General features: G+C 69.3%; 25 protein-coding genes and 1 pseudogene. 7 read left to right on the top strand and 19 right to left on the bottom strand.

What is annotated here, in order from left to right:
- Nucleotides 1–165 precede the first annotated feature (165 nt).
- Together ACFRAQ_RS09340 and miaB are read right to left on the bottom strand one after the other, a co-directional pair.
- Nucleotides 166–747: a hypothetical protein gene (locus ACFRAQ_RS09340; RefSeq protein ID WP_357283190.1), complete on the bottom strand. Its 582-nt coding sequence runs from the start codon at nucleotides 745–747 to the stop codon at nucleotides 166–168.
- Nucleotides 748–1,056: 309 nt separating this feature from the next.
- Complete coding sequence (miaB, locus tag ACFRAQ_RS09335; protein WP_379096514.1) at nucleotides 1,057–2,583, bottom strand: tRNA (N6-isopentenyl adenosine(37)-C2)-methylthiotransferase MiaB; 1,527 nt, start codon at nucleotides 2,581–2,583, stop codon at nucleotides 1,057–1,059.
- 299 nt (nucleotides 2,584–2,882) lie between these two features.
- On the opposite strand from miaB, the gene ACFRAQ_RS09330 reads away from it, so the two are divergent.
- The 5 genes from ACFRAQ_RS09330 (at nucleotide 2,883) to ACFRAQ_RS09310 (ending at nucleotide 6,490) form a co-directional block, all read left to right on the top strand.
- Entirely contained in the window at nucleotides 2,883–3,611 is a 729-nt protein-coding gene (locus ACFRAQ_RS09330) for an amino acid ABC transporter ATP-binding protein (protein ID WP_379100166.1), read from the top strand.
- A gap of 24 nt (nucleotides 3,612–3,635) precedes the next feature.
- Nucleotides 3,636–4,475: a glutamate ABC transporter substrate-binding protein gene (locus ACFRAQ_RS09325; protein ID WP_357282891.1), complete on the top strand. Its 840-nt coding sequence runs from the start codon at nucleotides 3,636–3,638 to the stop codon at nucleotides 4,473–4,475.
- Nucleotides 4,476–4,566: 91 nt separating this feature from the next.
- Nucleotides 4,567–5,247: an amino acid ABC transporter permease gene (locus tag ACFRAQ_RS09320; protein WP_357096646.1), complete on the top strand. Its 681-nt coding sequence runs from the start codon at nucleotides 4,567–4,569 to the stop codon at nucleotides 5,245–5,247.
- Complete coding sequence (locus ACFRAQ_RS09315; protein ID WP_379096509.1) at nucleotides 5,244–6,155, top strand: amino acid ABC transporter permease; 912 nt, start codon at nucleotides 5,244–5,246, stop codon at nucleotides 6,153–6,155. The genes ACFRAQ_RS09320 and ACFRAQ_RS09315 overlap by 4 nt, the downstream gene beginning before the upstream one ends.
- 59 nt (nucleotides 6,156–6,214) lie before the next feature.
- Entirely contained in the window at nucleotides 6,215–6,490 is a 276-nt protein-coding gene (locus tag ACFRAQ_RS09310) for a hypothetical protein (RefSeq protein WP_379096506.1), read from the top strand.
- 119 nt (nucleotides 6,491–6,609) lie between these two features.
- Here ACFRAQ_RS09310 and ACFRAQ_RS09305 read toward each other — a convergent pair whose 3' ends face one another.
- From ACFRAQ_RS09305 to ACFRAQ_RS09290, 4 genes and pseudogenes are all read right to left on the bottom strand, one after another.
- On the bottom strand, nucleotides 6,610–6,927 hold the full coding sequence (locus ACFRAQ_RS09305; protein WP_379100164.1) for a hypothetical protein: 318 nt from the start codon (nucleotides 6,925–6,927) through the stop codon (nucleotides 6,610–6,612).
- A gap of 228 nt (nucleotides 6,928–7,155) precedes the next feature.
- Nucleotides 7,156–7,659 (bottom strand): annotated as a pseudogene (gene recX, locus ACFRAQ_RS09300) (recombination regulator RecX); the annotation flags it as partial.
- A 1,369-nt stretch (nucleotides 7,660–9,028) separates the two neighbouring features.
- On the bottom strand, nucleotides 9,029–10,063 hold the full coding sequence (gene recA / locus ACFRAQ_RS09295) for a recombinase RecA (RefSeq protein WP_357282885.1): 1,035 nt from the start codon (nucleotides 10,061–10,063) through the stop codon (nucleotides 9,029–9,031).
- Between the two features lie 171 nt (nucleotides 10,064–10,234).
- The gene (locus tag ACFRAQ_RS09290) at nucleotides 10,235–11,257 is read right to left on the bottom strand and encodes an Lrp/AsnC family transcriptional regulator (RefSeq protein ID WP_379096503.1); all 1,023 of its coding nucleotides are present in this window, start codon (nucleotides 11,255–11,257) and stop codon (nucleotides 10,235–10,237) included.
- 96 nt (nucleotides 11,258–11,353) lie between these two features.
- Between ACFRAQ_RS09290 and ACFRAQ_RS09285 the strand changes: the two genes are divergently transcribed.
- Nucleotides 11,354–12,763, top strand: coding sequence for an MFS transporter (locus ACFRAQ_RS09285; protein ID WP_379096500.1), 1,410 nt, complete (start codon nucleotides 11,354–11,356; stop codon nucleotides 12,761–12,763).
- Nucleotides 12,764–12,894: 131 nt separating this feature from the next.
- Here the strand turns inward: ACFRAQ_RS09285 and ACFRAQ_RS09280 are convergent, their stop codons facing one another.
- The 3 genes from ACFRAQ_RS09280 to ACFRAQ_RS09270 all read right to left on the bottom strand — a co-directional run bounded on the left by ACFRAQ_RS09280 (nucleotide 12,895) and on the right by ACFRAQ_RS09270 (nucleotide 14,842).
- Entirely contained in the window at nucleotides 12,895–13,347 is a 453-nt protein-coding gene (locus tag ACFRAQ_RS09280; RefSeq protein ID WP_379096496.1) for a nuclear transport factor 2 family protein, read from the bottom strand.
- Nucleotides 13,348–13,383: 36 nt separating this feature from the next.
- Nucleotides 13,384–14,301 (bottom strand): pyridoxamine 5'-phosphate oxidase family protein, encoded by a 918-nt coding sequence (locus ACFRAQ_RS09275; protein ID WP_379096493.1) that lies wholly within the window; start codon nucleotides 14,299–14,301, stop codon nucleotides 13,384–13,386.
- An 88-nt stretch (nucleotides 14,302–14,389) separates the two neighbouring features.
- On the bottom strand, nucleotides 14,390–14,842 hold the full coding sequence (locus ACFRAQ_RS09270; protein WP_379096490.1) for a VOC family protein: 453 nt from the start codon (nucleotides 14,840–14,842) through the stop codon (nucleotides 14,390–14,392).
- Between the two features lie 155 nt (nucleotides 14,843–14,997).
- On the opposite strand from ACFRAQ_RS09270, the gene ACFRAQ_RS09265 reads away from it, so the two are divergent.
- On the top strand, nucleotides 14,998–15,549 hold the full coding sequence (locus ACFRAQ_RS09265) for a CGNR zinc finger domain-containing protein (RefSeq protein ID WP_379096487.1): 552 nt from the start codon (nucleotides 14,998–15,000) through the stop codon (nucleotides 15,547–15,549).
- Nucleotides 15,550–15,556: 7 nt separating this feature from the next.
- Here ACFRAQ_RS09265 and ACFRAQ_RS09260 read toward each other — a convergent pair whose 3' ends face one another.
- The 10 genes from ACFRAQ_RS09260 to ACFRAQ_RS09215 all read right to left on the bottom strand — a co-directional run bounded on the left by ACFRAQ_RS09260 (nucleotide 15,557) and on the right by ACFRAQ_RS09215 (nucleotide 25,096).
- The gene (locus ACFRAQ_RS09260; RefSeq protein ID WP_357282872.1) at nucleotides 15,557–15,748 is read right to left on the bottom strand and encodes a DUF3046 domain-containing protein; all 192 of its coding nucleotides are present in this window, start codon (nucleotides 15,746–15,748) and stop codon (nucleotides 15,557–15,559) included.
- Nucleotides 15,749–15,876: 128 nt separating this feature from the next.
- Nucleotides 15,877–17,025 (bottom strand): glycosyltransferase, encoded by a 1,149-nt coding sequence (locus ACFRAQ_RS09255; protein WP_379096484.1) that lies wholly within the window; start codon nucleotides 17,023–17,025, stop codon nucleotides 15,877–15,879.
- 88 nt (nucleotides 17,026–17,113) lie between these two features.
- Nucleotides 17,114–17,827, bottom strand: coding sequence for a PIG-L deacetylase family protein (locus ACFRAQ_RS09250; RefSeq protein WP_357282868.1), 714 nt, complete (start codon nucleotides 17,825–17,827; stop codon nucleotides 17,114–17,116).
- A 125-nt stretch (nucleotides 17,828–17,952) separates the two neighbouring features.
- On the bottom strand, nucleotides 17,953–19,104 hold the full coding sequence (locus tag ACFRAQ_RS09245; RefSeq protein WP_379096481.1) for an ROK family protein: 1,152 nt from the start codon (nucleotides 19,102–19,104) through the stop codon (nucleotides 17,953–17,955).
- 25 nt (nucleotides 19,105–19,129) lie between these two features.
- Nucleotides 19,130–20,554 carry a sugar ABC transporter permease gene (locus tag ACFRAQ_RS09240; protein WP_379096478.1) on the bottom strand — a complete coding sequence of 475 codons (1,425 nt, stop codon included), beginning with the start codon at nucleotides 20,552–20,554 and terminating at the stop codon, nucleotides 19,130–19,132.
- A gap of 17 nt (nucleotides 20,555–20,571) precedes the next feature.
- On the bottom strand, nucleotides 20,572–21,345 hold the full coding sequence (locus ACFRAQ_RS09235; RefSeq protein ID WP_379096476.1) for an ATP-binding cassette domain-containing protein: 774 nt from the start codon (nucleotides 21,343–21,345) through the stop codon (nucleotides 20,572–20,574).
- A gap of 86 nt (nucleotides 21,346–21,431) precedes the next feature.
- The gene (locus ACFRAQ_RS09230) at nucleotides 21,432–22,586 is read right to left on the bottom strand and encodes a sugar ABC transporter substrate-binding protein (protein WP_379096474.1); all 1,155 of its coding nucleotides are present in this window, start codon (nucleotides 22,584–22,586) and stop codon (nucleotides 21,432–21,434) included.
- A gap of 138 nt (nucleotides 22,587–22,724) precedes the next feature.
- Nucleotides 22,725–23,669: an NADP-dependent oxidoreductase gene (locus tag ACFRAQ_RS09225; RefSeq protein WP_379096471.1), complete on the bottom strand. Its 945-nt coding sequence runs from the start codon at nucleotides 23,667–23,669 to the stop codon at nucleotides 22,725–22,727.
- 72 nt (nucleotides 23,670–23,741) lie between these two features.
- Complete coding sequence (locus ACFRAQ_RS09220) at nucleotides 23,742–23,918, bottom strand: hypothetical protein (RefSeq protein WP_357096697.1); 177 nt, start codon at nucleotides 23,916–23,918, stop codon at nucleotides 23,742–23,744.
- A gap of 371 nt (nucleotides 23,919–24,289) precedes the next feature.
- Nucleotides 24,290–25,096: a hypothetical protein gene (locus ACFRAQ_RS09215; protein WP_379096468.1), complete on the bottom strand. Its 807-nt coding sequence runs from the start codon at nucleotides 25,094–25,096 to the stop codon at nucleotides 24,290–24,292.
- Between the last annotated feature and the right edge of the window lie 335 nt (nucleotides 25,097–25,431).

Genomic DNA, 25,431 nt, shown 5'->3' with positions numbered 1-25,431 from the left:
CCCGCCACCGCGATCCTCGGCCACACCGCACCGCACTCCGACCGTGGCCCGGACGAGCCGCGTTGTCCGAGGGTGGCCGCGCGAACGCCCCCATCACGTGAAAAAGGCCCGGTGACAACCGATTCGGTTGTCACCGGGCCTTCCAGATCTTCGTGGTGCCGTCGTTCAGTCTTCGCCGAAGAGGCGGCGGCGCTGCTGGTCCTCGGCCTTGGCGGCGGCCAGGCGGCGCTGTTCCTCGGCGGCCAGCTGGACCGAGGTGCGGGCCCAGACCACGCGGACCCAGTGGAAGGTCAGCACGATGATGGCGAGGGTGGCCAGGATGAGGCCCGCGCCGGGGCCGGCGCCGTGGTAGTTGCCGAGGCCGGGGGTCTGGCGGTGCCAGATGGACAGGACGCCGAAGACGCTGCCGACGGCGGAACCGGCGACGGCGATCCACGCCAGCATCCAGCGGCGGGTGATGAGCGCGAGCACCGAGAAACCGATGCCGAAGATCACCACGAACCAGACGAACACCCGCGACGGCAGGCCGATGTGGTCGGCCTGGGCGACGGTGTCGTAGAGCAGCACGTCGAAGCCGCGGGTCTTGCCCGCGTGCGGCAGCACCAGCGAGGCCAGCAGCACGAACACCGAACCGGCGACCACCATGGCGCGCATGCCCGGATCGATCTCGCCGGCGATCTTGCGTTCGACGGCCTCGAGGTCCGCGCGGAACTGCTCGAAGTCCTGACTGTGGTCGGCCGCCTTCATGCTCTCCTCGTTCGCGTCGGGCGCCTGCTGCGACGCCGTATCCGATTGTGCTGCTTCGTCTTCCGGCTGCTCCGGCCGGTCACGAGGCTCGTCGGAGCCGGTGGGCTGCTGCTCGGTCATGCTGATCCTCGCTGACGCCGTAGCGCTCCCGCGCCGTGACTGGGTGCGGCGTGCGCGGGCGAAGAGCCGACGGCGCACGTCCCCCGCGATCCTGCCCTATGACACAGCGTAGTTGACCAGCGACCCCCACGATCCCGGGACCGGTTCCGGCCCGGCCGCCGATCGCACGCGATTCGCCGCGGCGCGCGATTACTCGCCGCAGGCGGACCCGCAGCCCGCCGCCGCCGTCTCGACCACCACCGGCGCGCCGATGCCGGGCAGGCCCAAGCCGACGCCGATGGGCGCGGTCTTGGGGGTGATGCCCTGCTCGTGGGCGTCGCCCGCGCGGGTGCGGCGGTGGCTCAGCACCTCGCCGTCGGCGATCAGGTAGTGCGGGGCCGCACCGGTGACGTCGATGGTGATGATGTCGCCGGGCCGGATCTCGCTGCCCGGCGCCGGATTCACGGTCGGGCGGAAGTGGACCAGACGGCCGTCGCGGGCGCGGCCGGACATGCGGGCGGTCTTGTCGTTCTTCTTGCCCGCGCCCTCGGCGACCAGCAGCTCGACGGTCGAACCGATCAGCGCCTGATTGCCCTCGAGCGAGATCTGCTCCTGCAACTCGATCAGCCGGTCGTAGCGTTCCTGCACGACCTCCTTGGGCAGCTGGTCGGGCATGGTCGCGGCCGGGGTGCCCGGGCGGATCGAGTACTGGAAGGTGAACGCGCTGGTGAACCGCGCCTGCCGCACCACGTCCAGGGTGGCCTGGAAGTCCTCCTCGGTCTCACCGGGGAAGCCGACGATGATGTCGGTGGTGATGGCGGCGTGCGGCATGGCGGCACGCACCTTCTCGATGATGCCGAGGAACTTGGCGCTGCGGTAGGAGCGGCGCATGGCCTTGAGCACGCGGTCCGAGCCGGACTGCAGCGGCATGTGCAGCTGCGGGCAGACATTCGGGGTCTCGGCCATCGCCTCGATCACGTCGTCGGTGAACTCGGCCGGGTGCGGGGAGGTGAAGCGGACCCGCTCGAGGCCCTCGATCGTGCCGGTGGCGCGCAGCAGCTTCGCGAAAGCGCCACGGTCGCGCGGCTCTTCGGGGTCGGCGAACGAGACGCCGTAGGAGTTCACGTTCTGACCCAGCAGCGTCACCTCGAGCACGCCCTGCTCGACGAGCGCCTGCACCTCGGCGAGCACGTCGCCGGGCCGCCGATCGACCTCCTTGCCGCGCAGCGCCGGAACGATGCAGAACGTGCAGGTGTTGTTGCAGCCCACCGAGATCGACACCCAGCCCGCGTACGCGGACTCGCGCTTGGCGGGCAGCGTGGACGGGAACGCCTCGAGCGACTCGATGATCTCGACCTGGGCCTGCTCGTTGTGGCGGGCCCGCTCCAGCAGCACCGGCAGCGAACCGATGTTGTGGGTGCCGAACACCACATCCACCCAGGGCGCCTTCTTGACCACGGTGTCGCGGTCCTTCTGCGCCAGGCAGCCGCCGACCGCGATCTGCATGCCCTCGCGTTCGGCCTTGATCGGCGCCAGGTGGCCGAGGGTGCCGTACAGCTTGTTGTCGGCGTTCTCGCGCACCGCGCAGGTATTGAAGACGACCAGGTCAGCGGTATCGCCGGCCACGGCCTTGACGTAGCCGGCGTCCTCGAGCAGACCCGAGAGCCGCTCGGAGTCGTGCACGTTCATCTGGCAGCCGTAGGTGCGGACCTCGTAGGTCCGGGCCGGGGAATTCACCCAACCAGGGTAATAGCTGCCCGGCGGAGGCCCTAAACCCGTCCGGGCCTCGGGCGAAACCCGTCCGGGCCGCGCGCACCCGGACCCCGTGGCCGCGCCGTGGATGGTCGCCGAATTGTCGCCGAATCAACGCCCGACCGGCCGAGCTGGTCTCGGCAGCGTCAATCGCTGGTTACGCGCGGGTGTCGAGTCTCGGCACAACCCGGGCCGGACCGGCAAAGACGAGCATTTCGGGCGCAAGGTGGTTAGGGTCACTGGTCATGACCGACGTGGCCGATTCCATCAGCACTCCCGCGCCGATGATCTCGATGCGGAATGTGGACAAGCACTTCGGCTCGCTGCACGTCTTGCGTGACATCAATCTCGAAGTGCCCAAAGGGCAGGTCGTGATCGTGGTGGGACCCTCGGGCTCCGGCAAGTCGACGTTGTGCCGAACCATCAACCGGCTCGAGACCATCGATTCCGGTGAGATCGCCGTCGACGGGGTGAAACTGCCCGAGGAAGGCAAGGCCCTCGCCAAGCTGCGCGCCGACGTGGGCATGGTGTTCCAGCAGTTCAACCTGTTCGCGCACAAGACGATTCTCGACAATGTCATGCTCGCGCCGGTGAAGGTGCGGCGCCTCGACAAGACCAAGGCGCGGGCCCGGGCGCTCGAGCTGCTCGACCGGGTCGGCATCGGCAATCAGGCCGACAAGTATCCGGCGCAGCTCTCCGGCGGACAGCAGCAGCGCGTGGCCATCGCCCGCGCGCTGGCCATGGATCCGAAGGTCATGCTGTTCGACGAGCCCACCTCCGCACTGGACCCGGAGATGGTGTCCGAGGTGCTCGACGTCATGGTGCAGCTGGCCAAGGACGGCATGACCATGCTGGTCGTCACCCACGAGATGGGCTTCGCGCGCCGCGCCGGCAATCGGGTGCTGTTCATGGCCGACGGGCAGATCGTCGAGGACACCGAACCCGAATCCTTCTTCACCGCACCGAAATCGGATCGCGCCAGGGACTTCCTCGGCAAGATCCTCTCCCACTGACTCCACAAGAGAACAGGACGTTCGATGAGGATCAACCCCGCGCTCAGGATCGCCGCCGGAGTGGCTGCCCTGGCCCTCGCTGTCACCGCGTGTGGCGGCAGCAGCAACAAGACGGCCAGCCAGCACGCGGCCGATGGCAAACTCACCATCGGCATCAAGTACGACCAGCCGGGCCTGGGCCTGCACAACAAGGACGGCAGCTTCAGCGGCTTCGACGTCGACGTCGCCACCTACGTGGCCGACAAGCTGGGCGTGAAGGCGGAGAACATCACCTTCAAGGAGTCGCCGTCCGCGCAGCGCGAGACGCTGATCGAGAACGGGCAGGTCGATTTCATCGTCGCCACCTACTCGATCACCGACAAGCGCAAGGAGAAGGTCGATTTCGCGGGCCCGTACTTCCAGACCGGGCAGTCGCTGCTGGTGCGGTCGGACAACACCGACATCACCGGGCCGGATTCGCTGAACGGCAACAAGAAACTGTGCTCGGTGAAGGGCTCCACCCCGGCGCAGAACATCAAGGACAAGTACGTCGCCGCCCATGAGGTGCAGCTGATCACGTACGACACCTACTCGCTGTGCGTGGAGGCGCTCAAGTCCGGCGCGGTCGACGCGGTCACCACCGACGACATCATCCTGCGCGGTTATGCGGCGCAGTCGCCGGGCGCGCTCAAGGTGGTCGGCAACACCTTCACCGTCGAGAAGTACGGCATCGGCGTGAAGAAGGGCGACACCGAATCGCGCGGCAAGATCAATGACGCCATCGACGCCATGATCGCCTCCGGGGCGTGGAAGGCCGCGCTGGAGAAGGAGTTCGGCGCCACCGGCTTCCAGGTTCCCGAGCCGCCCAAGGTCGACCGGTACTGATCCACGGACTCGTGCCGGGTGATTTCCTGCTGACAGAGTTCACGGAATCACCTGGCACGCTTCGTTTTCCGATCGGAGGAATGGGGCAGTCGTGTTCGACTTGATCTCCAACTATCACACCAAGTTGCTCGACGCGTTCTGGGTGACCATCAAACTGACGCTGTATTCGGGGTTCTGGGCGCTGATTCTCGGCACCCTCGTCGCGGGCATGCGGGTGTCGCCGATTCCGATCGCGCGCTGGATCGGCACGTTGTACGTCAACATCATTCGGAACACGCCGCTCACGCTGATCATCGTGTTCTGCTCCATCGGCCTGTACTCCACGCTCGGGCTGCGGCTCGCGGCGGAGGGGCCGAACAGCATCTCCGAGAACAACTTCCGGTTCGCGATCGTCGGGTTGAGCGTCTACACCGCGGCTTTCGTCTGCGAGTCGCTGCGAGCGGGCATCAACACGGTGCCGTTCGGGCAGTCGGAGGCGGGCCGTTCGCTGGGGTTCACCTTCGGGCAGAACCTGCGCATGGTGGTGCTGCCGCAGGCCTTCCGGGCGGTCATCGCGCCGCTGGGCAGCGTGCTCATCGCCCTGACCAAGAACTCGACCATCGCCTCGGCCATCGGTGTCGGCGAGGCGGCGCTGCTCATGGCGGAGATGAACGAGAACGAGGCGGCGGTGCTCAATATCGGCGCCATCTTCGCGCTCGGGTTCGTGATCCTGACCCTGCCGACCGGCCTGTTCTTCGGCTGGCTGGCCAAACGATACGAGGTGGCGCGATGACCGCGGCGTCCGTGCTCTACGACGCGCCGGGCCCCCGCGCCCGGGTGCGCTACCGGATCTATTCGGTCATCGCGATCGCCGCTGTCGCCGCGGTGTTGTGGTTCCTCTACCGCGGGCTCGCCGACAAGGGTCAGTTCACCGAAGCCAAATGGAAGCCGTTCACCGAGAGCCAGGTCTGGAGCACCTACCTGTTGCCGGGTCTGCGCGGCACGCTCGAGGCGGCGGCGCTGTCCATCGTGCTGGCGCTGGTGCTGGGCATGCTGTTCGGCATCCTGCGCATGTCGGATCATCGGGCGATCCGCTGGTTCGCGGCCGTGGTGGTGGAGGTCTCGCGGGCGATTCCCGTCCTGGTCCTGATGATCTTCCTCTACTACCTGTTCGCCAAGCAGAACGCCTTCCCCTCCGATCAGCTGGCGCTGGCCGCCGTGGTGACGGCGCTGACCGTCTACAACGGATCCGTCATCGCCGAGATCGTCCGCTCGGGCATCCGCGCGCTGCCCAAGGGGCAGACCGAGGCGGCCGTGGCGCTGGGCATGCGCAAGACCCAGGTGATGGTCTCGATCCTGCTCCCGCAGGCGGTCACCGCCATGATGCCGGCGCTGATCTCGCAGATGGTGGTGGCGCTCAAGGACTCCGCGCTGGGCTACCAGATCACCTACCTCGAGATCGTGCGCTCGGGCACCCAACTCGGTGCCGCGCAGCAGAACCCGATCCCGTCGCTGATCGTGATCGCCATCATCATGATCATCATCAACTACACGCTGACCGTGCTCGCCACCCGCGTCGAGAAGTGGCTGCGCACCCGCAAACGCGGTTCCCGAGCCGTGGTCGCGGCGGGCACCATCACCGCCCCGCCCGGCATGGACGCTATGGTGTCCGACGTTTCCCTGCAGAAACCGCCGAACTGACCGGTGCGGCTTGCCCGACCGCCGGACAAGCCGCTCCCCCAGCTCGCATACTGAATTTCATGACCGAAGACGTCAGCGCTCGAAGAGAATTCGTCGTCGGGCTCTTCCTGGCCACGGTGCTCGCCCCGCTCCTCGCGGGGCTCACCAGCTTCGCCGCCATCCTCGGCGCCCACCTCACCCGCGAGGCCGCACACCGGCTGCGCGCCGCCCGCCGGGAGAAACCCGCCGACCCCGCCTCACCACACCTGACCGCCCAGCGCCCACTGCGCCATACCGGACACCGGCACGCCCGCCGCGCCCTGTCCACCCGCCGCCCGGGCGGCGTCCTGCACTGACCTCCGGCCGGGGCAGACATTCGGCCGAACTCCCCGATGCGCTGATATGGTCAGCCACCACCGCCGCGGATACCTACGCGCACTGGCGGAGTGAGCGGAGCGGGCATAGATGCCGTTGATCAGTCACCCGACAGGTTGGCCTCGGCCAGTTCGGCTTTCACCACCGAGTAGGCCGTGGCGGCGCTGAAGCCGCGGCGGGCCAGGAGACCGACGAGGCGTTGGGTGGCCTTGGCGTGGTCCAGGTTTCGGGGGAGGGTGCGTATTTTCGCGCGCACCAATTCGGCGGCACGAGCTTGCTCGTCATCTTCGGCCGAGTCGGTAGGGGGCGGGGACGAGAGCTTCGAGCGGCGCGGGGAGGCCGCTGTTCCAGTGGATGTCCGGTCGGTTCGATCGGGGGCACCGCTGCCGAAGTTGGCGGCGTTCAGCTCCGTGGTCACGACCTTGTAGGCGGTGGCGGAGGTGTAGCCGCGGCGAGCCAGCAGGCCGACCAGTCGACGGGTGGCTGTCTCGCGGTCGAGGTTCGGGGACAGGGTGCGGAGCTTGGCGCGAATCAGTTCGGTCGCGGATTCGGTGTCGTCGGAGGGGGATTCGCGGCGGGGGTGGGTGGAGTTCGAGCCGCTGGTCGACCGAGGCCCGGAGGGAGGGGGATCGCGACGGGGTGTGGGTGCGGGCGGGACTTCGGTCGTCACCACTTCGAAGGCCGTGCCCGGGTTGTAGCCCTTGCGGGCCAGCATGGCGATCAGGCGGCGGACGGCCTTGTCGCGGTCGAGATCCGGGGAGAGGGTTGCGGCCTTGCGGCGGACCAGATCCGACGCGCGGGTCAATTCGTCCGCGGCGGTGATCGACTCCAGGGCCGGTTCGGCGTGTTCGGGTGCGATTCCCTTGCGTCGCAATTCCTCGGCGAGGACCTTCTTGCCCTTGCCTCCATACGTGTGCCGCGAATGCACCCACTGCTGCGCGAAGGCCGCGTCGTCGATCAACCCGACCTCGGTCAGCCGATCGAGCACCCGCTTCGCCACGTCAGCATTGAAACCCTTGTCGGCCAGCCGATCAGCCAACTCGAACCGGCTTCGAGCCCGATCAGTCAGCAGACGCAGGCAGATATCCTTCGCCTGTGCTTCGGTGCCGCCACCCGCCGGCGCGCCCGATCCGGCCGACTCCTCACCGGACCCATTCCGTCCACGACGACGTCCCGGCCCGCGACGACTCTCATCATCCTCGAATTCTGGACTATCACCCCCGGCGCGGTCCGCATACGCCCCGCGCCGACGACCGCCCCGCCCACGCCGACTGTCGTCCTCCTCGGAGTAGGCGCCATCGCCCCCGGCAGCCCGTTCCCCGTACTCGTCGCGCCGGCGACCACCGCGACGCCCGCGTCCACCAGCTCGATCCGCGTCGGGCCTGCCGCCACCCGACCCCGGACCCGAATTCTCCTCGTCTCGGCCATACGACTCCCCCGCAATCGAATACTCGTCATCGCGTGAATACGCTTCCCCCGCAACCGAGTTCCTAGCATCCCGACGTCCCCTGCGGCGGGTGATCACTTCATCGGCATCCTGATACCCGGCAGTGCTCGACTGTTCCGCCGAGGCCGTCTTCTCCCGGCTCCCCCGCCGCCCCCGCGACTCCGACGCAGCTGCGTTCGCCGCCGCATTGGCTGCGGCGACAGCCGTGGCCTCGGCCAAGGCGGCGCGCGCCGCGGCCAGCCTGTCCGCCGAAGCCGCAGACACCGAATCGGTTTCGCGCCCGCCGGCAGTTGCTTGTGTGGCAGAGGATTCACCGTCACGGCGAAAGCGCTGCTCGGAGCTCTGCACGGCACCGATCGTTTCCAGCTCTGTCGCCGCCGGGCGGCCGGTCGCCGCAACCTCCTGCGACGAAGGCGGCGTGCTCCGCGCAGCCGCTGGAGGGGTGGCGCCATCCCGGCCGAGGCCTGCAGCGAGAGTGGCCGTTTCGAGGACTGACCGGCGCCCGGTCGGCCGAGTCGCTCCCGGCGGCAACTGGTCTTCGCCAGTGTCGCCTGCGGGGTGGGTCCCACCGTCGCCGGGGGCAGTGGACGCTTCCTCTCGCCACTGCCCCGGCGAGCGGCCTCGCCCGGTAGGCGAACGGCGGTGGGGGCGGGATGAATTCGGGGGTGGGCCGTCGAGGGCCGGATCGTCGCCAGGGGATTCTGGATCATGGTCCGCGGCCTCGGCGTTCGGGCGCGGAGGGTCGAGCCGGGGCGATGCGTCGTCGGCGGTTCGCCAGGTTGAGCGGTCGTCGCTCGGCGAGTTGTGTCCGGGGGCGGCGTAATAGGAGTCGGTGCGGCCGGTGGAGGGGCCGTAGTTCCAGCCGCCTGCTGAGGCGTAGGGGTCGGCGGAGTCGCGGCCGAAGAGGTCGTGGCTCGGCTCGGTGGAGCGGGGCGCAGCTGGTCGGGATCCGCGGCGGGCGGATTTGGCGTCGCGGGATTCCAGTTGGCGGCGGAGGCGTTCCACCGCGTCCAGCTGGGGGGTGGGCCCCGGCGGGGTGCGCCGGGGCCCTTCGGAATCCCGCGAGGTCATGTCAGAAGTCGGCGGCGGTTTCCTCGGCGGTGACGTCTGCGCCGATGCCGAGCTTCTCCTTGATCTTCTTCTCGATCTCGTCGCGGACGTCGGTGTTCTCGAGCAGGAACTTGCGGGCGTTCTCCTTGCCCTGGCCGAGCTGGTCGCCCTCGTAGGTGTACCAGGAGCCGGACTTGCGGATGAAGCCCTGATCGACACCCATGTCGATGATCGAGCCCTCCTTGGAGATGCCGAAGCCGTAGAGGATGTCGAACTCGGCCTGCTTGAACGGCGGCGAGACCTTGTTCTTGACGACCTTCACGCGGGTGCGGTTACCGACCGCGTCGGAACCGTCCTTCAGCGTCTCGATGCGGCGCACGTCCAGGCGGACCGAGGCGTAGAACTTCAGCGCCTTACCACCGGTGGTGGTCTCCGGCGAGCCGAACATGACGCCGATCTTCTCGCGCAGCTGGTTGATGAAGATGGCGGTGGTGCCGGAGTTGTTCAGCGCCGAGGTCATCTTGCGCAGCGCCTGGCTCATCAGGCGGGCCTGCAGACCGACGTGGCTGTCACCCATCTCGCCCTCGATCTCGGCGCGCGGCACCAGGGCGGCGACGGAGTCGATGACGATGATGTCGATGGCGCCGGAACGCACCAGCATGTCGGCGATTTCGAGCGCCTGCTCACCGGTGTCGGGCTGCGAGACCAGCAGCGCGTCGGTGTCGACACCGAGCTTGCGGGCGTAGTCCGGGTCCAGCGCGTGCTCGGCGTCGATGAACGCCGCGACGCCGCCGTTGGCCTGCGCGTTGGCGACCGCGTGCAGCGCGACGGTGGTCTTACCCGAGGATTCCGGGCCGTAGATCTCCACGATGCGGCCGCGCGGCAGGCCGCCGATGCCGAGAGCGACGTCCAGCGCGATGGATCCGGTGGGAATCACCGCGATCGGCTGGCGCGCCTCTTCTCCCAGGCGCATGACCGCGCCCTTGCCGAAGCCCTTCTCGATCTGCGCCAACGCCAGTTCGAGGGCCTTGTCACGATCGAAAGCCGGAGGTGCCATCGTCTGTCCCCTTCTCAACGGGTGAGTCTCATACTGTGGTTGGCGCCCACGTTAGAGGGAGGCACCGACAACTTCCGACGACGAGCTTAGACGAACAGGTGTTCGATGCAAGCGACGCGCTGAACGACACGCGAAACACCTGGTAGCAACCGATCGGCAAGCTGACCGGGCTCAGGGCACGACCCCCACCTTCCGGTCATCCAACAGCGTCGACGACTGTTTGAACATCCGCAACGCCGACAGCACCTGAACATCGTTGATCCCCGGCAGCGCCCCCAGCGACTCGGTGACATACCGGTACAGATGCGCGGTGTCGTGGCACACCACCGCGGCCACCAGATTCACGGTTCCCGTGGTCGCCGCGACGAACGCCACCTCCGGATGCGTGGCGACGGCCCGGCCCACCGCCTCCAGATCCCCGGGCCGCACCCGCATCCACAGCAGGGCTCGCGACACGTAGCCCATTCGCTCCAAAGCGAAGTCGAGGTCGAAGTACAGCACCCCGGATGCGATGAGCTCGCTCATGCGCCGCGCCACCCGGCTCGAACTCCACCCGGTGGCGGTGGCGATCTGCGCGTAGGAGGCCCGCCCGTCGCGCCCCAGGATGGCCAGCATCGCCTCGTCCTCGCGCGACAGCTGAACCGATTTCTCCGGCCCCCGCGGCTCCCACATGGGCGGCCGTGGCCCCAGTTCACGCAGCTGCCCGGCCGTGAGCAGCCTGCTGTAGCGCGGCCACTCCTCGGCGAACGGGAACTGCCGCATCACCTCGTGCACGGTCAGCTCGAGCACCTGGGTGGCGCGCGGGATCATCCGCAACAGCAACTCGTCCTGCCGCTCCACCGATCGCGGCCGGCACACGCAGGTGACCTCGAATCCGGTGGCCAGCAGGGAAACCCAGCTCACGTCCGGCTGCCGGGCGAGCGCTTCGGCCAACGCGACCGCCCGATTCGGCGCGGTCCGCATGCGCAGGATCCACCGGGTGCGCCCGAGCGGCACCGTATTCACCTGCCCGGCGACGTGGAGCATGCCGCGCTCCCGCAGCGACCGGTAGCGCCGGGCGACGGTCTGCTCGGAGACGCCGAGGATCGCGCCGAGCCGCGCGAACGGGATGCGCGCGTCGGTGACCAGGCCGTGGATGATCTGCTTGTCGAGCACATCCAGAACGGCGGATTCACCCAGATCTTCGCCATCCATGGGAGGAATCCTTCGCATTCAGCGGTGTGGCTAGGGAATGTACGCGCTCTCCTCCAGCCTAGGTGACGAAATCGTTCATTCCTTCTGGAGGTTCCCGTGCGGAAATGGCTGCCACTGCTGGCCGCGTGCCTCGGTTCGTTCATGCTTCTCATCGACGTCACCATCGTGAATGTCGCGCTGCCCGATATCGCCGCCGACCTGGGCACCGGATTGTCCGGACTGCAATGGGTCATCGACGGCTACGCTCTCGCCCTGGCCGCCCTGCTGCTCATGCTCGGCGCGCTGGCCGACCGGTTCGGCGCGAAACCCACCTATCTGATCGGTCTCGCCTTGTTCGCGGCCGCGAGTCTCGGCTGCGGGGTGGCCGGATCGGCGAGTGTCCTGGTGGCCGCGCGCGCGGCACAGGGCATCGGCGGCGCGGCCATGCTGGCCACCACGCTGTCGCTGTTGCACGCCACCTACACCGGCCGCGATCGCGGGATCGCGTTCAGCGCCTGGGGCGCGGTGTCGGGCGCGGCCGCCGGTGTCGGGGTGGTGCTGGGCGGCGCGTTGACCGATCTGCTGTCCTGGCGGTGGATCTTCTTCGTCAACCTGCCGATCGCCGCGCTGGCGATCGCCTTGTCCGCCATCGCTTTCGGACCGTCGCCACGCCGTGCCGACCGCCGGGTGGACCTGGCCGGCATGCTGAGCTTCACGGTGGCGGCGACGGCCGCGACCTACGGCATCATTCGCGCGGGCGAGCACGGCTGGGGCGATCGCGGGGCCGCGGCGGCGCTGATCACCGGCGCGGTCGCGCTCGTGGTGTTCGTCGCCGTCGAATCCGGCAGCGCCGCACCGATGTTGCCACTGCCGTTGCTGCGTGGCGCGGGCTTCACCGCCACATTGATCGCCGCCGCCGGCCTGAGTTTCGCCGCGTTCTCCACGAGCCCGCTGCTGTCCCTGTGGCTGCAGCAGTACCTGCATCTGAGCCCGCTGCGGGCGGGGCTGTCCATGCTGCCGCTGTCGGTGTGCGCCTTCCTGGTCTCGGGCGTCTTCGGCAGGCTGCTGCACGATGTCGCACCGAAGTGGACGATCGGCGGCGGGCTGGCGGTCATCGGCGCGGGCAGCGCGCTGTTGACCCTCATCGGCACCGGATCGTCCTGGACCGCGACGATTCCCGGCTATCTCCTGATCGGCGCGGGTGTCGGCATCATGGCCCCGCCACTGGTGGCGGTCGGTCTGGCGGCGGTCCCGCTGCACCAGAGCGGCACCGCGGCCGGGGCGATCAATACCGCGCGGCAGCTGGGCCTGGCCTTGGGAGTCGCCGTGCTGGGCACCGTCTTCCGGAACGCGGGTACCGGGAAGACGCCCGGGCACGCTTTCGTGGACGGCTTGAACACCGCGACGATGACGGCCGGGGTGACCGGAATCCTGTCGGGTGCACTGGTCTTCGCCCTGTACACGCGAGCTGCCCGCCCGGCTCCCGCCCCGGTCGTCGCCCCGCCGGAACCCGCACGGCTCGCCTGACCCGGCGCTCCACCCGAGGCGGTCCACCGCGCCCGTCCCGGCGCGGGTCCACATCACGGGCAACCACGATCAGGGAGCTCGCACCGAGGAATCGTCCGAATTCCCTCGGTGCGAGCTCCCTGATCGTGTTGCTACCGCAGGGGAAGGGGCGCGTTGTCCTCTTCGGGGGTACGCGGGCCGAAGATGCGGCGCTCGGACTCGGCGATCGGTACGTCATTGATGCTGGCCTCGCGGCGGGACATGCGGCCATCGGGCGCGAACTCCCAGAGTTCGTTGCCGTAGCTGCGATGCCACTGGCCCGCGTCGTCGTGCCATTCGTACTGGAAGCGGACGGCGATGCGGTTCTCGGTGAAGGTCCACAGGTCCTTGCGCAGGGCGTAGCCGTTCTCGGTGGACCATTTGCGCTTCAGGAAGTCGACGATCTCGGCGTGGCCGGTGAGGAATTCATCGCGGTTGCGCCAGACGGAATCCTCGGTGTACGCCTGCGCCACCTTCTCGGGATCGCGAGTGTTCCAGGCGTTTTCGGCGGCGCGAACCTTCTGCTTCGCGGATTCCAGGTCGAAGGGCGGCAGTGGGGGACGCATGGCGGTGAGCCTTTCGGGTTGACGGGGGATCGCCGGTCAGGGGTTGACCGGCGACAGCTCGGGGTCGGTCCAGCGCAGTGGCGTGGCACCCGAGATCTCGACGGCCTCGGTGACGGTGAAATCGATGGCGCATTGCGCGCCGGGCGTGAAAACCGTCTCGTCCCAGGTGATCTCGGCGGTTCCGGTGATTTGCAGGGTGGTCCCCGTCCGCCAGTCGGGCACGAGCAGCCCGCAGCGCGGGTCGGAGGCAATATTGCCGAGGGTCATGAACATGGAGTTGCCGCGATAGTCGGGCCAGCGCAGGCGGGTCGGGGAAAGCACCTGCAGGAAACCGGGATTGCCGCCGCGATGGGAGGCGTCGGCGTGCCCGTCGGCGTCGGCGGAGGCGACGAAGAAGGTATCGGCGCGTGCGATGAGCTCCTGCTGCGCGGCAGCCAACTCCGTGCCGCGACGCACCTCCGGCGCCCCGCCCGCGACCCATTCCTCGACCCCTCGGCGGGAAATGTATTTCGGGCAGTTCGAATACACCTGTTCGGTATCGATGCGCAGTCCGGTCGCGGTGGGTGCGATCACCCCGTTGACCCGCATGCGGCGGCGCGTTTGCGGTTGCAATGCGATCATCCCGACATGCCTTGTGCCGCGCAGTGATTCGGCCAGCGGGTCGCCCGTCACCGGTGTCGCCTCGACCTCGATGGCGCGCTCACCGGCGGCGTGGACGAATCCGGGCGACCCGGCCAGCTGGCCCGCCCACATGCGACCCGCGTCATCGGCGGCGGCCAGCACGATCATCGGCTGTTCGGCCAGGAATTGCGCGGCGGCGGCCGGAATGTCGGGCCGGATCATCCGGCCGACCCGCTGCGCGATGTCGGCCTGGCCGAGCCGCCGCTGCACCGCCAGTTCCCCGGGGTGATAGGCGACCCCGCCGGGCAGGTCCCGGACCCGTCTGTCGTTCATGTCCGTCTCCCTTCGGGGGCTCGGTTCGGCGTGGAGGCGCCGCGGTGGCGCCCATGCGAATCCCGCGGTGCGAGTCCGATATTCCTGCTCAGAAGAACCCGCAGGTCGGGGCGCTGCCCGAGGGAGCGGGAGCATGCTCGGCACCCGACGGCGCGTACACCTCGAGGCGGATGCCGTCCGGGTCGATGAAGAAGATGCCGCCCGAGGCCGCGCCCTCGCCGTGCGCGACGACGCCGTCGTGGGCGAACGCGACGTCCAGGTCCTTCAGCGCGGTCTCCACCGCACGGACCTGGTCGATGGTGTCGACCTGGAACGAGAGGTGGTGCAGGCCGGGAGTTTTCGCCGAGAACTCGCCGTCGCTCTGCTGCCACAGGGTGACCTGCAATTGCCCGGCCCGCCCGAGGAAGGCGAAGCGCTGCGCTCCTTCCCCGCCCGCACCGAGCTGCTCGAAGCCGAGCGCGCGTCGATAGAAGGACACCGAGCGGTCGAGGTCGGTGACATTGAGGCCGATGTGCCCGGTGGCGAGGACGGGTGCGGTCATGATGAATCCCTTCGGAATGATCTAACCCATGTTGCTTGTTTGACAGGTTAGACGCTAATCGCAGGGGTCGCCCAGCGTCAACCCCTATAGTTGATTTGTCTGGTTAGAAGGGAGCGGATGATCCGATGACGACAAGGAGCCGGTTACCCTCAGACGTGCCCGAACCACGCCCCCACCTCGGTGAACCGCCCGCGTTGGACCTGCTCAACACGCGCTGGATAGCGCAGACGGGCCCGCAGGATCTGCTCACCGACGTGGCCGGCGCCGGGCAGTGGCTGGCCGACAACAACCTCGACGTCCCCGCCGACGAGGACACGCTGAACGCGCTGCTGGCCGCCCGGGAGGCGATCCTGCGCGTGGTCAAGGCCGACTCCGCGGATGATCCGCACATCGCCGACGACCTCAATGCGGTGCTCGCACACGGCCGCATCCGCCGCGCTCTGACTCCCGACGGCCCCGCCGGGGTCCCCGAGGTCGCCGACCCGGCCTGGCTACCCGCCTGGCTCGCCGCCGACAACCTGCTACATCTGCTGGCGAACTCCCCCGAACGCATCAAGCAGTGTGCGCACCCGCACTGTGTCCTGTGGTTCCTGGACACCTCGAAGAACGGCACCCGCCGCTGGCATTCCATGGCGGCGTGCGGGAATCGCGCCAAGGCAACGCGGCACTACGCGAAGAAGACCCAGTCGGAGCAGTCCGCCGGGTAACCCGAATTCACCAGCGCGACTTCGGCACATCGAATTCCGCGCACAGCGCCCGCCACACGTCGCGGGGATCGACCCCCGCCTCGATGGCCTGCGCGCCGGTCCGCCCCATGGACGGCAGCACGTGATCGGCCAGCAGCGCGTCGGCGCGCGCCGTGCCGAACTCGGTATGCATCAACTCCTGAAACTCCGTCAGCCGCACGGCCGCGAGCCTACGCCACCGACCGGATCCGGCCGGTGGCATACCGGTTCGACCGGATCGCCCGGCTCGTGCGCGACCGTTGGTTCGGAGGTCGCACCGCTGGTCCGGCTCTCGCCGAGCAGGCGGCGTCAGCGCACCACGGCGTGACAGATCTCGACCGGGTCGACGGTGTCGGCGATGCCGGCGGCGGCCGACTCGGCGGCGGTCTTGTAGGCGGGGTCGTCGAGGATGCGTTTCACCGCGTCACGCAGGGCCTCGGGGGTGAGCGGCCGCACGAACAGGGAACTGCCTTGGCGGGCCGCGCGATTGGCGAGTTCCCACTGGTCGCCGCCGCCGGGGACGGTGACGATCGGGACCCCTGCCAGCAGGGTCTTGGCGAGCAGACCGTGTCCGCCGCCGCCGATCACGACCGAGGCGTGGCGCAGCAGTTCGTCCTGACGACCCAAACCGGCTGTGGCCCAGGTCGGGAGGTCGGTGGGCGGGGTGTCGAGGGTGGAGATGGCGAGCCGGACGCCCGCGCCCTCGAACGCCGCCAGCGCGGCCTCGGCGAGACCGACCTGGCCGGTCTGGGCGGTGGAGGGGGCGACCATGACCAGCGGTTCGTCGCCGGGCGGCAGGTCGAGGATGTGCTCGGTGGGCTCCCACAGCAGGGGCCCGACCAGGTGGGCGTTCTCCGGCCAGTCCGGCCGCGGCACCTCCAAGGCGGGCAGCGTGGCGATCAGCCGGGCATCAGGCCCCGGATCCTGCGAGGGCAGGCCGATACTGGCCCGCGCCTGCTCACGCTGCACTTCCCCGCGGCGCACGGCGCGCGAGCTCAGCCCGCGCAGCACCGAGTCCCGCGCCCGTCCGCGCAGACCCTCCCCCGCCGCGAGGCCACTCCCGATGGGCGGCAACCCCTTCGACTGCAGGTACAGCGGATGCGGCGACAGTTCCACCCACGGCAGCCGCAACCGCTCCGCGGCCATTCCGCCGCCGGCGGTGAGCACATCCGACACCACGAGTTCGGGCAGCATGGCGCTCAGATCCGGCAGGATCTCCGTCGAAATATGCGCGGCCCGTTGATGAATCCGCGCCCCGGCGTCACTGTCGTCGTCCTCGGCCCGAGGCGCGAGGCCCTTGAGCCGCCGCACCCCGATCCCGGCCTCCCGCGCGGCGTCGAACCAGCGCGGGCTGGTGAACAGCACCGGCTCGTCCCCGGCCGCCAGCAATCGTTCACACAACGCAATCGCCGGAAACGCATGCCCCGGATCAGGCCCGGCCACCACCGCTACTCGCACGCAGCCAGCGTCCCACACCCGCCCGACACATCCGGAACCTCACCCACCTTCCGGTTCCGCGTCGCCGGGCGGGCGGCGAAGTCCCAGCTCAGCCCGCGAAGCGGTAGAGCTCGAAGCTGAGGGCTCGGGCGGCGGGGAAGCCCTCCTTGGGGCCGGTGGTCATCTCGATGACGGCGCGGGCCTGGGCCTCGACGGGTTCGGGGCTGAGGACCTCGAGGTAGCGGCGGTGGGCGGTGAGGGATTCGACGGCGGCCTCGACGGTGTCGGTGACGTCGAGGCCGTGGCTGCCGTCGCCGACGCCGTAGACGGCGGCCCAGCGTGGGGACCACGCCGGGAGGTCGGCGATGTCAGGGTGGATCCACTCGTTGCCCGCGTCGGAGACGGCGTCGAGGGCGGCGCGGCCCACGGCGCGGTGGTCGGCGGAGTTGACGTAGCCGCGGGCCCAGGTGTCGCCGAAGTTGAACAGGATCACCATCTCGGGGCGGTGGCGGCGAATGGCGGCGGCCAGGTCGCGGCGCAGCGCGAGGGATTCCTCGATGCGGCCGTCGGGATAGCCGAGGAATTCGACCGAGCTGACGCCGACGATCTTGGCCGAGGCGCGCTCCTCGTCCTCGCGCAGCGGCCCGGCCTCGGCGGGCGACAGCCCCGCGATGCCGGCCTCACCGCTGCTGACCAGTACGTAGCGAATGTCCTTGCCCTGCCCGGTCCATCGCGCGACCGCGGCGGCGGCCCCGTACTCGATGTCGTCGGGATGCGCCACGATGACGATCCCCCGCTGCCAGTCCTCGGGAAGCTGCTCCATGCCTGTATTCAACTCCGGCCGCGCGGGCCCGCGCCACCAGGGCACGAACTTCGCACCCGGACACGCATCGCACCGCGCCCGCCGCGCCGCGGACCGAGCCGTCACGCGCGGTGAACGGGGCCGTCTCACAGCATGCTGAGCACGCCCTCGAACGCCGCCTCAGCCGCCCCCAGCAGTTTGAGATCCGGTCCCAGACAGGACTTCTCGATCCGCACCCCGCCGAACGCGCGGCTCACCATGCTGCGCCGGTGCACCTCCTCGCGCACCCGCGCGATCGCCGGGCCGGGCAGCGCGGTGAACAGGTCGCCCAGCACCACCAGTTCGGGACCGAGAATGTTCACGACATTGACCAGCCCGAGCGTCATCCAGTCCAGGTACTCGCCGAGCGGCGATTCCCAATCCCCGCTCAGCGCACGCAGTTCGGCCACGATCGCGCCGCGCGGCCCGTGCTCGGGCATGCCGAGGGCCCGGCACAACGCGGCCTCCCCCACCTCGGTCTCCCAGCAGCCCTCGTTGCCGCAGTAGCACTTTCGCCCGCCGGGCCGCACCGTCATGTGCCCGATCTCGCCCATGTACCCCGCCTGCCCGCGCAGCAGCTCACCCTGGGCGATGAGCCCGCCGCCCACCCCGACATCGGCGGACACGAACACGGCATCGGCGGCGGTGCGCCCCGCGCCCCTGAGATGCTCTGCGAGAGCTCCGAATTCGGCGTCGTTGCCGACCGTGACCGGCAGCTCCAGCACCGCACGCAGCCGCTGCCCGAGGGCCACTTCGCCCCAGCGCAGATTCGCGGCATTGTGCACCAGCCCGTCGGCGCGCCGCACCACCCCCGGCACACAGACCCCGGCCGCGACCGGCCGCAGCCCCAGATCCTCGGCCAGGATCGCCGAGGATTCCGCGACATGTGTGATCACCTCGTCCGGTTCCCGTTGCCGCCCCCGCAGATTCCAGCTGTTGCGGCCCATGATCTGCCCGCCGAACCCGACCAGCGCGATCCCCACGTGCTCGACCTGCACGTCCACCGCCAGCACCACCGCCGCCTCGGGCTGCGGCAGCACCAGCAGCGACGGCCGTCCGGCCCCGCGCGCCAGCCGCGGCACCTTCTCCTCCACCACGCCGTCCTCGGCGAGCCCGTCCACGAGCATCTTGATGGTGGATCGGTTGAGCCCGAGTTCGGCCGCGAGGGTCGCGCGGGTGGCGGGGCCTCCGGTGTGTAGCAGCCGCAGGAGGGTCGACCGGTTGAACCGGCGCACCTCGTCCGGACGGGCGACGGTCATGAACTCGGATATACCATCGCGCGGCTCACCGGCCGGACATCGCCACGCGGCGTCTCGACAGCGCGTCCACGGTGGCGGCCAGCAACAGCACCAGCCCGGTCACGATGGACACCACCGCCGCCGGTTGCCGCAGCAGGCCCAGCCCGTTCGACACCACCGCGAGCACCGCGCCGCCGATCACGGCGTCGGCGACCCGCCCGCGCCCACCGAACAGCGAAGTCCCGCCGATCACGGCCGCACCGACGGCGAACAGCAGCGTATTGAGCCCGCCGGCTTGCGGATCCACCGAACCGACCTTCGAGGAGTAGACGATCGCCCCGACCGCCGCGCACGCGGAACTGATGACGAAAACGCTGGCCCGCAACTGGGTCACATTGATGCCCGCGCGCCGCGCCGCCTCGACATTGCCGCCGACCGCGTAGATATGACGGCCGTAGGTGGTCCGCGTCAGCACGTAGGTTCCGGCGACCAGCAGCACCAGCACGATCGGAACCACGTACGGCACACCGGAAATGACGATGAGCGAGCTCGGCGACCGGTTGACCGTGAGCAGCGCCGTCACGACCACCGCGAAGATCACGAGCGCCGCGACCTTCACCACCACCAGCGCCGTCGGCCGCGTCACCAGCCCGCGCCGCCGGCGCAGCACGTGCCCGCCGAGCGTGACCACGGCGTACCCGCCCGCCGCCACCACGCACAGCACCCAGCTGCCCGCCGTCGACAGATTCCCGTTCGCCACCGCGTCGAGCACATGCGAGGAACTGATCCCCAGCACCCCGCCTTCGCCGATGAGCTGGAGAATCACGCCCTGCCACGCCAGGAACAGCGCCAGGGTCACCACGAACGACGGCATCCCGATCTTGGCGATCAGGAACCCGGTGATGGACCCGATGGCCGCGCCCACGCACACCGCGAGCAGCATCTCCACCCACGGATTCGCGGACAGGCCCAGCACCGTCAGCAGAATGCCGAGCAGCGAGAACGCCACGCCCGGCCAGATCCGCAGCAGCCCCGCCAGGATCGCCGCCAGCGCCAGCATGGCGTTGAACACGAAGAACACCGTCGACCCCATGCCGGTCAACAGGTTCCCGTTCTCCACGTAGTGCATGGCCAGCACCGCACCCGCCACCCCGGAGGCCGTGCCCGCCGACAGATCGATCTCGCCGATCAGCAGCACGAACACGATCCCGATGGCGATGATGGTCTGCCCCGCGCCCTGCGCCAGCAGGTTGGCGATGTTGTTGAGGGAGAAGAACACGTCCGACAGCGCCGAGAAGAACACGATCAAGGCCACCAGGCCGAGAATCGCGGGCAGCGAACCGATCTCGCCGCCACGCAGCCGAGCCACGTAGTCGCCGATGGCTTCTCGCACGGACAGTGTCGTGGTGTCGATTCCGAAGTCGGTGACGGCGGTACCCGATTCGGCCGTCGCTTCCGAAACATTGGTCATACCGGCGGATTCCTCGCTCACATCGCCACCGCTTCCGGCCGCGCCAACCCCAGATCCCCCGAGCGCCCGGCGGTGATCAACTCCACCACCTGCCCGGTGGTGACATCGGCGGTCCGCACCTGCGCGGCCATCCGCCCCAGGTACAGCACCGCGATCCGATCCGCGACCTCGAACACGTCGGCCAGGTTGTGGCTGATCAACACCACGCCGAGCCCCTGTTCGGCCAGCCGCCGCACCAGATCCAGCACCTGTCGCGTCTGCGCGACGCCGAGCGCCGCGGTGGGTTCGTCGAGCAGCACCAGATTGCTGTTCCACAGCACGGCTTTGGCGATCGCCACGGTCTGGCGTTGCCCGCCGGAGAGTGCCGCGACCGGGGTGCGCACCGACTTCACGGTGCGCACCCCCAACGAGGCCAGGGTGCGCCGCGCCGCCTCCTCCATGCTCGCCTCGTCCAGCAGCCACGGCTTGCCGCGCTCCCGGCCGAGGAACATATTGGCCACGATGTCGAGGTTGTCGGCCAGGGCCAGGTCCTGGTAGACGACCTCGATGCCGAGCGCCGCCGCGTCCTTGGCGCCACGCAGGTGAACGGGTTCGCCCCGGAATCGCACCTCGCCCGAATCGGCGGCGTGGATTCCGGCGACACATTTCACCAGCGTGGATTTGCCCGCGCCATTGTCACCGACGAGTGCGGTGACCTCGCCCGCCGGCACGGTGAGGTCCACGTCGTGCAGCACGTGCACCGGTCCGAAACTCTTGTTCAGGCCGGTGATCCGGAGCAGCGGCTCATTCATGCTGTGTCCTTTCGCGCATGACCGGAGCGCTGCGTGGCTACGCTGCGCTGCCGCCTCCGCGCTTGACCGCTCATGCGCGGCAATCCTCAGGCGATACCGAGCGCGGAGCAGGCGGACTTCACGTCGCCGGAGCAGACGTCGCCGGCCTTCACGAAGCCGGAGTCCACCACCTGCTTGACCTCGGTCTTGGTGATCGGTTGCGGTTGCAGCAGTATGGATTTCACGTCCCGCTTGCCCTTGGGGTCCTGGCTCACGGCCTGCGCCAGCGCGTCCGCGGCCGCCTTGTCGCCCTTGGCGAGCGCGACGGCGAGTTTCGCCGCGTTCTCCGCCTCCTCCTTGATGGGCTTGAACACGGTCATGTACTGGTCCCCGCGCAGCACCGCCTTGAGCCCGTCGACGGTGGCGTCCTGACCGGTCACCGGCACCTTGCCATTGAGGCCGTTCTTCTTCAGCACGGTGATCACCGCGCCCGCCAGGCCGTCGTTGGCGGCGACCACGCCGTCGACCTTGCCGCCGTTGCCGGTGAGGATCTGTTCGAAGGTGGTGCCGCCCTTCTGGTTGTTCCAGTCGTCAATGGGCTGGCTGCGCACCAGCTTCAGCGCGCCCGAATCATAGAGGGGCTGCAGGGCTTTCTGCTGACCCTGATGGAAGAGGGTGGCGTTGTTGTCGGTCGGCGCGCCCTCGATTTCGACGACCTGCGCGCCCGGCTTGTCCTTCAGCGCGGTCGCCATTCCCTGGCCCTGCAGCTCACCGACCTTCACATTGTCGAAGGACACGTAGTAGTCGGAGGATCCGCCGAGGTTGAGGCGGTCGTAGTCGATGGTCGGGATGCCGGCCTTCTTGGCCTTGGCCGCGACGGCACTGCCGACCTCGCTGTTGATGGCGGCGATCACCAGGACCTTCACGCCCTTGGCGATCATGCCGTCGGCGAGGGTGGTGAACTTCTGGACGTCGCCCTGCGCGTTCTGCACGTCTGCGTCGAAACCGGCCTGGTTCAAGGCGCTTCGCAGCAGGGGCTTGTCGAAGGATTCCCAGCGGGCCGAGGTGGCCGTCTCGGGGAGGATGACACCGACCGTCCCGTTTCCCCCGCCACCGGCGGGAGCGTTCGACGTGGAGGTGTCGGTACTGGAATTGGATCCGCAGGCGGTGAGGGTGAGCAGGCCGGACAGGGCCAGTGCGGCGGCGGCGAGACCCCGTCGACGTCCGGACTTCTTCGGCGGGAGCGCGCTTTTCGTCCTCATCAGGGTGACCTTCTTTTCCATGACGCTGCACGCGGCGGTCACTGGGTTGCGACCGCACACACGGCATATGTTGTGGGCAACAACATATGCCGTGTGCGGTGCGTGCAGGGGACGATTCGCCAAAACAGGCGGGGCCGGTCAGGGCAGTAGAATGACCTTTCCACCAGCGTGGCCGTCCATCACGAACGTATGCGCCGCAGCCACTTCCGCCAGCGGGAACGTCTTCGCGATGGCCAGATCCAGCTTGCCCGCCGACAGCAGCGGCAGCAGTTCCCGCCAGGCGTTGGCGCGGATCTCGGTGCCCGGGTCGGCGCCGGGGCCCTGACCGAGCACCTTGAAACCGTCCGCGGCGGCACGGCCGAAGGCCACGATGCTCGCGATCCGGCCACGGTCGGCGACCAGTTCGAGGGAGACGTCCACGGCCTCGTCGGTGCCGGCCGTGTCGATGGCGGCATCGATTCCGTTGGGGGCCAACGCCTTCACCCGATCGGCGAGGCCGGGACCGTAGGCGACGGGCTCGACGCCGTAGGCCCGCAGCCGCTCATGACGACTCGGCGAGGCGGTGCCGATCACCCGCGCGCCCCGCGCGACCGCCAACTGGGCGGCCAGGGCGCCGACACTGCCCGCCGCGCCGTGCACGAGCACGGTGTCGCCGGGTCCGACGGCGGTGGCCGCGAGCAGATGCACCGCGGTGCCGCCGACACTGAGCACGCCCGCGGCCTGCTTCCAGTCCACGTCGGCGGGCTTGGGCACGACGCGGGAGGCGTTCGCGGTGACGGTGGTGGCGTATCCGCCGCCCACCGTCGCGATGACCTCGTCACCGACCGCGATCGGCCCGGCCGGGCCCACCGCGTCGGGGCCGACGGCGGTGACCACCCCGGCCACCTCGAGCCCCAGCCGGATCGGCAGCTTGCTCGGATCGGTGCCGAACGCACCGCTGTAGAGCTTGTAGTCGAAGGGATTCACCCCGGCGGCACGCACCGCGATGGTGACGTCGCCCGGCCCCGGTTCGGGCACGTCGACGTCGATGAGCGACAAGACTTCCGGTCCACCGTAGGCGGTGGCAACGACAGCAGTAGCCATACGGCGATCATACGGAGAACGGACCGCCCGCCCGGGTCTCCCCGGGTAGACGGTCCGTCGCGGGCCGTACGGTCAGAACTTGCTCAACGGCGACTTGTCCTTCGACCCCGACACCGCCTTGTACAGCAGGTACAGGCCGAAGATGACCGCGCTCACCATCAGGATGGGGAACAGGCTCTTGATCAGCGCGCCGAGAATCATGAAAGCGATCCAGACGAGGACGACGACGCCGAGAATCTTCCAGAACATTCCTTGCCTCCTAGTTTCCGAACCGCCGTCCGCGCGATCCGACACCATCCATACTGCGTCGGGCAACCGAGAAAATCACCAGGTCAGCAGCGATATCGGGGAGGAAATCAGGGTTCACCCCGAGACTTCCGGCGTGCACGGGACACGCCTGGATCCGGGCTATCGGCCGTCTACCTGCGGCAGGACCGCGTCATGATTCCGTGCGATGACGTGCACCGAGTAACCGGCCAGAGCACCCCCGCCCGAAGATCCGTAATGCCCGACGAGTACTCGCCACGCTCGTGGGAGCGGAACTGTCGCAGGCCGCGTGATCTGGGGCTTCCCGAGGCACCGAGTGTGCTTCCGAAGCCGCCGGGGTTTTCGGGGTGAGGTCAGGGATTGGCGCGGAACCGCTGATCGGCCAGCTCGGTGAGCGCCTGCGCCCAGCCGTCGAGCCGATCGGCGGCATCGCGCAATCCGACCATGGCCCAGCCGAGATCATCGGCCACCGCGGCGCTTTCGGGCACCGCCAGCACCCTGGCGGCGGCCTCGACCATGCCCTCGAATTCGACCACGCCGCCGTCGAGTCGCACGGACACGGCCCGAACATGCTCGCCCAGCGGCGAATTCGATCCCAGCGCACCGGCGGCCTGCTCCATCGCGACCACATCCTGCGCGAGGGCGTGCAGTGCGGCGGCACCCGACGCCGCCGTCTCCAGCGTGTCGTCCAGATCCTCGGCGGGCAGCCGCCCCGATCGCGCGATCTGCGCGTGCAACCCGTGCAATGCCCGCTCCGCCCGCACCAACCGCGCGATCGAAGCCCGCGCCGCCGACCGAATCGGCGGCAGCTTACGCGGCACGAAGGCCGCCTGCGGCAACGGTTCCCGCCGCATATCCAGATACCGTCGCGCCGTCACCGCGGTTCCGGTGACCAGCGCGACCGCACCGCCACCGACCACGACCACCGCCCACGCCGGAGCCGAGATCAACACCAGCCCAACGGTTCCGGCCGTCGTCAGCCCCGTGGCCGTCCCGAGCCGGAAACTCCGCCGCCGGGCCCGCCGCCGCTTCCGCAGCTCCCGCTCCCGCGGATCGGCCCACTTCCGCACGGCCACCAACGCCTGCTCCCCCACACCCCGCAGCGTGTCCGGCAGCCGCTGCGCCAACTCCTCGGGCTCGAACCCGGTGGGCGCCAACACCTCCCGCACCGCCTCGGTGGCCCGCTCCCGCCGCGCCCGCTTCTTCGCACGCCGACCGGACGCTCGAACCTCGGGCCCCGGCGGCACAGAACCGGAGCCCGCTCCACGCCCGTTGACCGGCCGATCCGCGAATCCTGGTGCCTGGCTGAATGCTCCGTCCACGGGGGTCGGAGCCGCTGCGAACGCGGGACGCCCGACACCGGGTTCCGTCGACGGGGTGCGCGGCGCCGCCGCATCGATGTGCGCGCTGAATTGCCCGGTGGCTCCGGGCGGTACCGCACCCGATGGCTGCGATTCCGAGTTCGAGGAGGCAGGCCGCACGTCGCGTCCGATCA

Source organism: Nocardia sp. NPDC056611 (genome assembly GCF_042792755.1).
Lineage (GTDB): Bacteria > Actinomycetota > Actinomycetes > Mycobacteriales > Mycobacteriaceae > Nocardia.
Note: the sequence above shows the minus strand (reverse complement) of the source record. Positions and strands in the feature narration are given on the sequence as shown.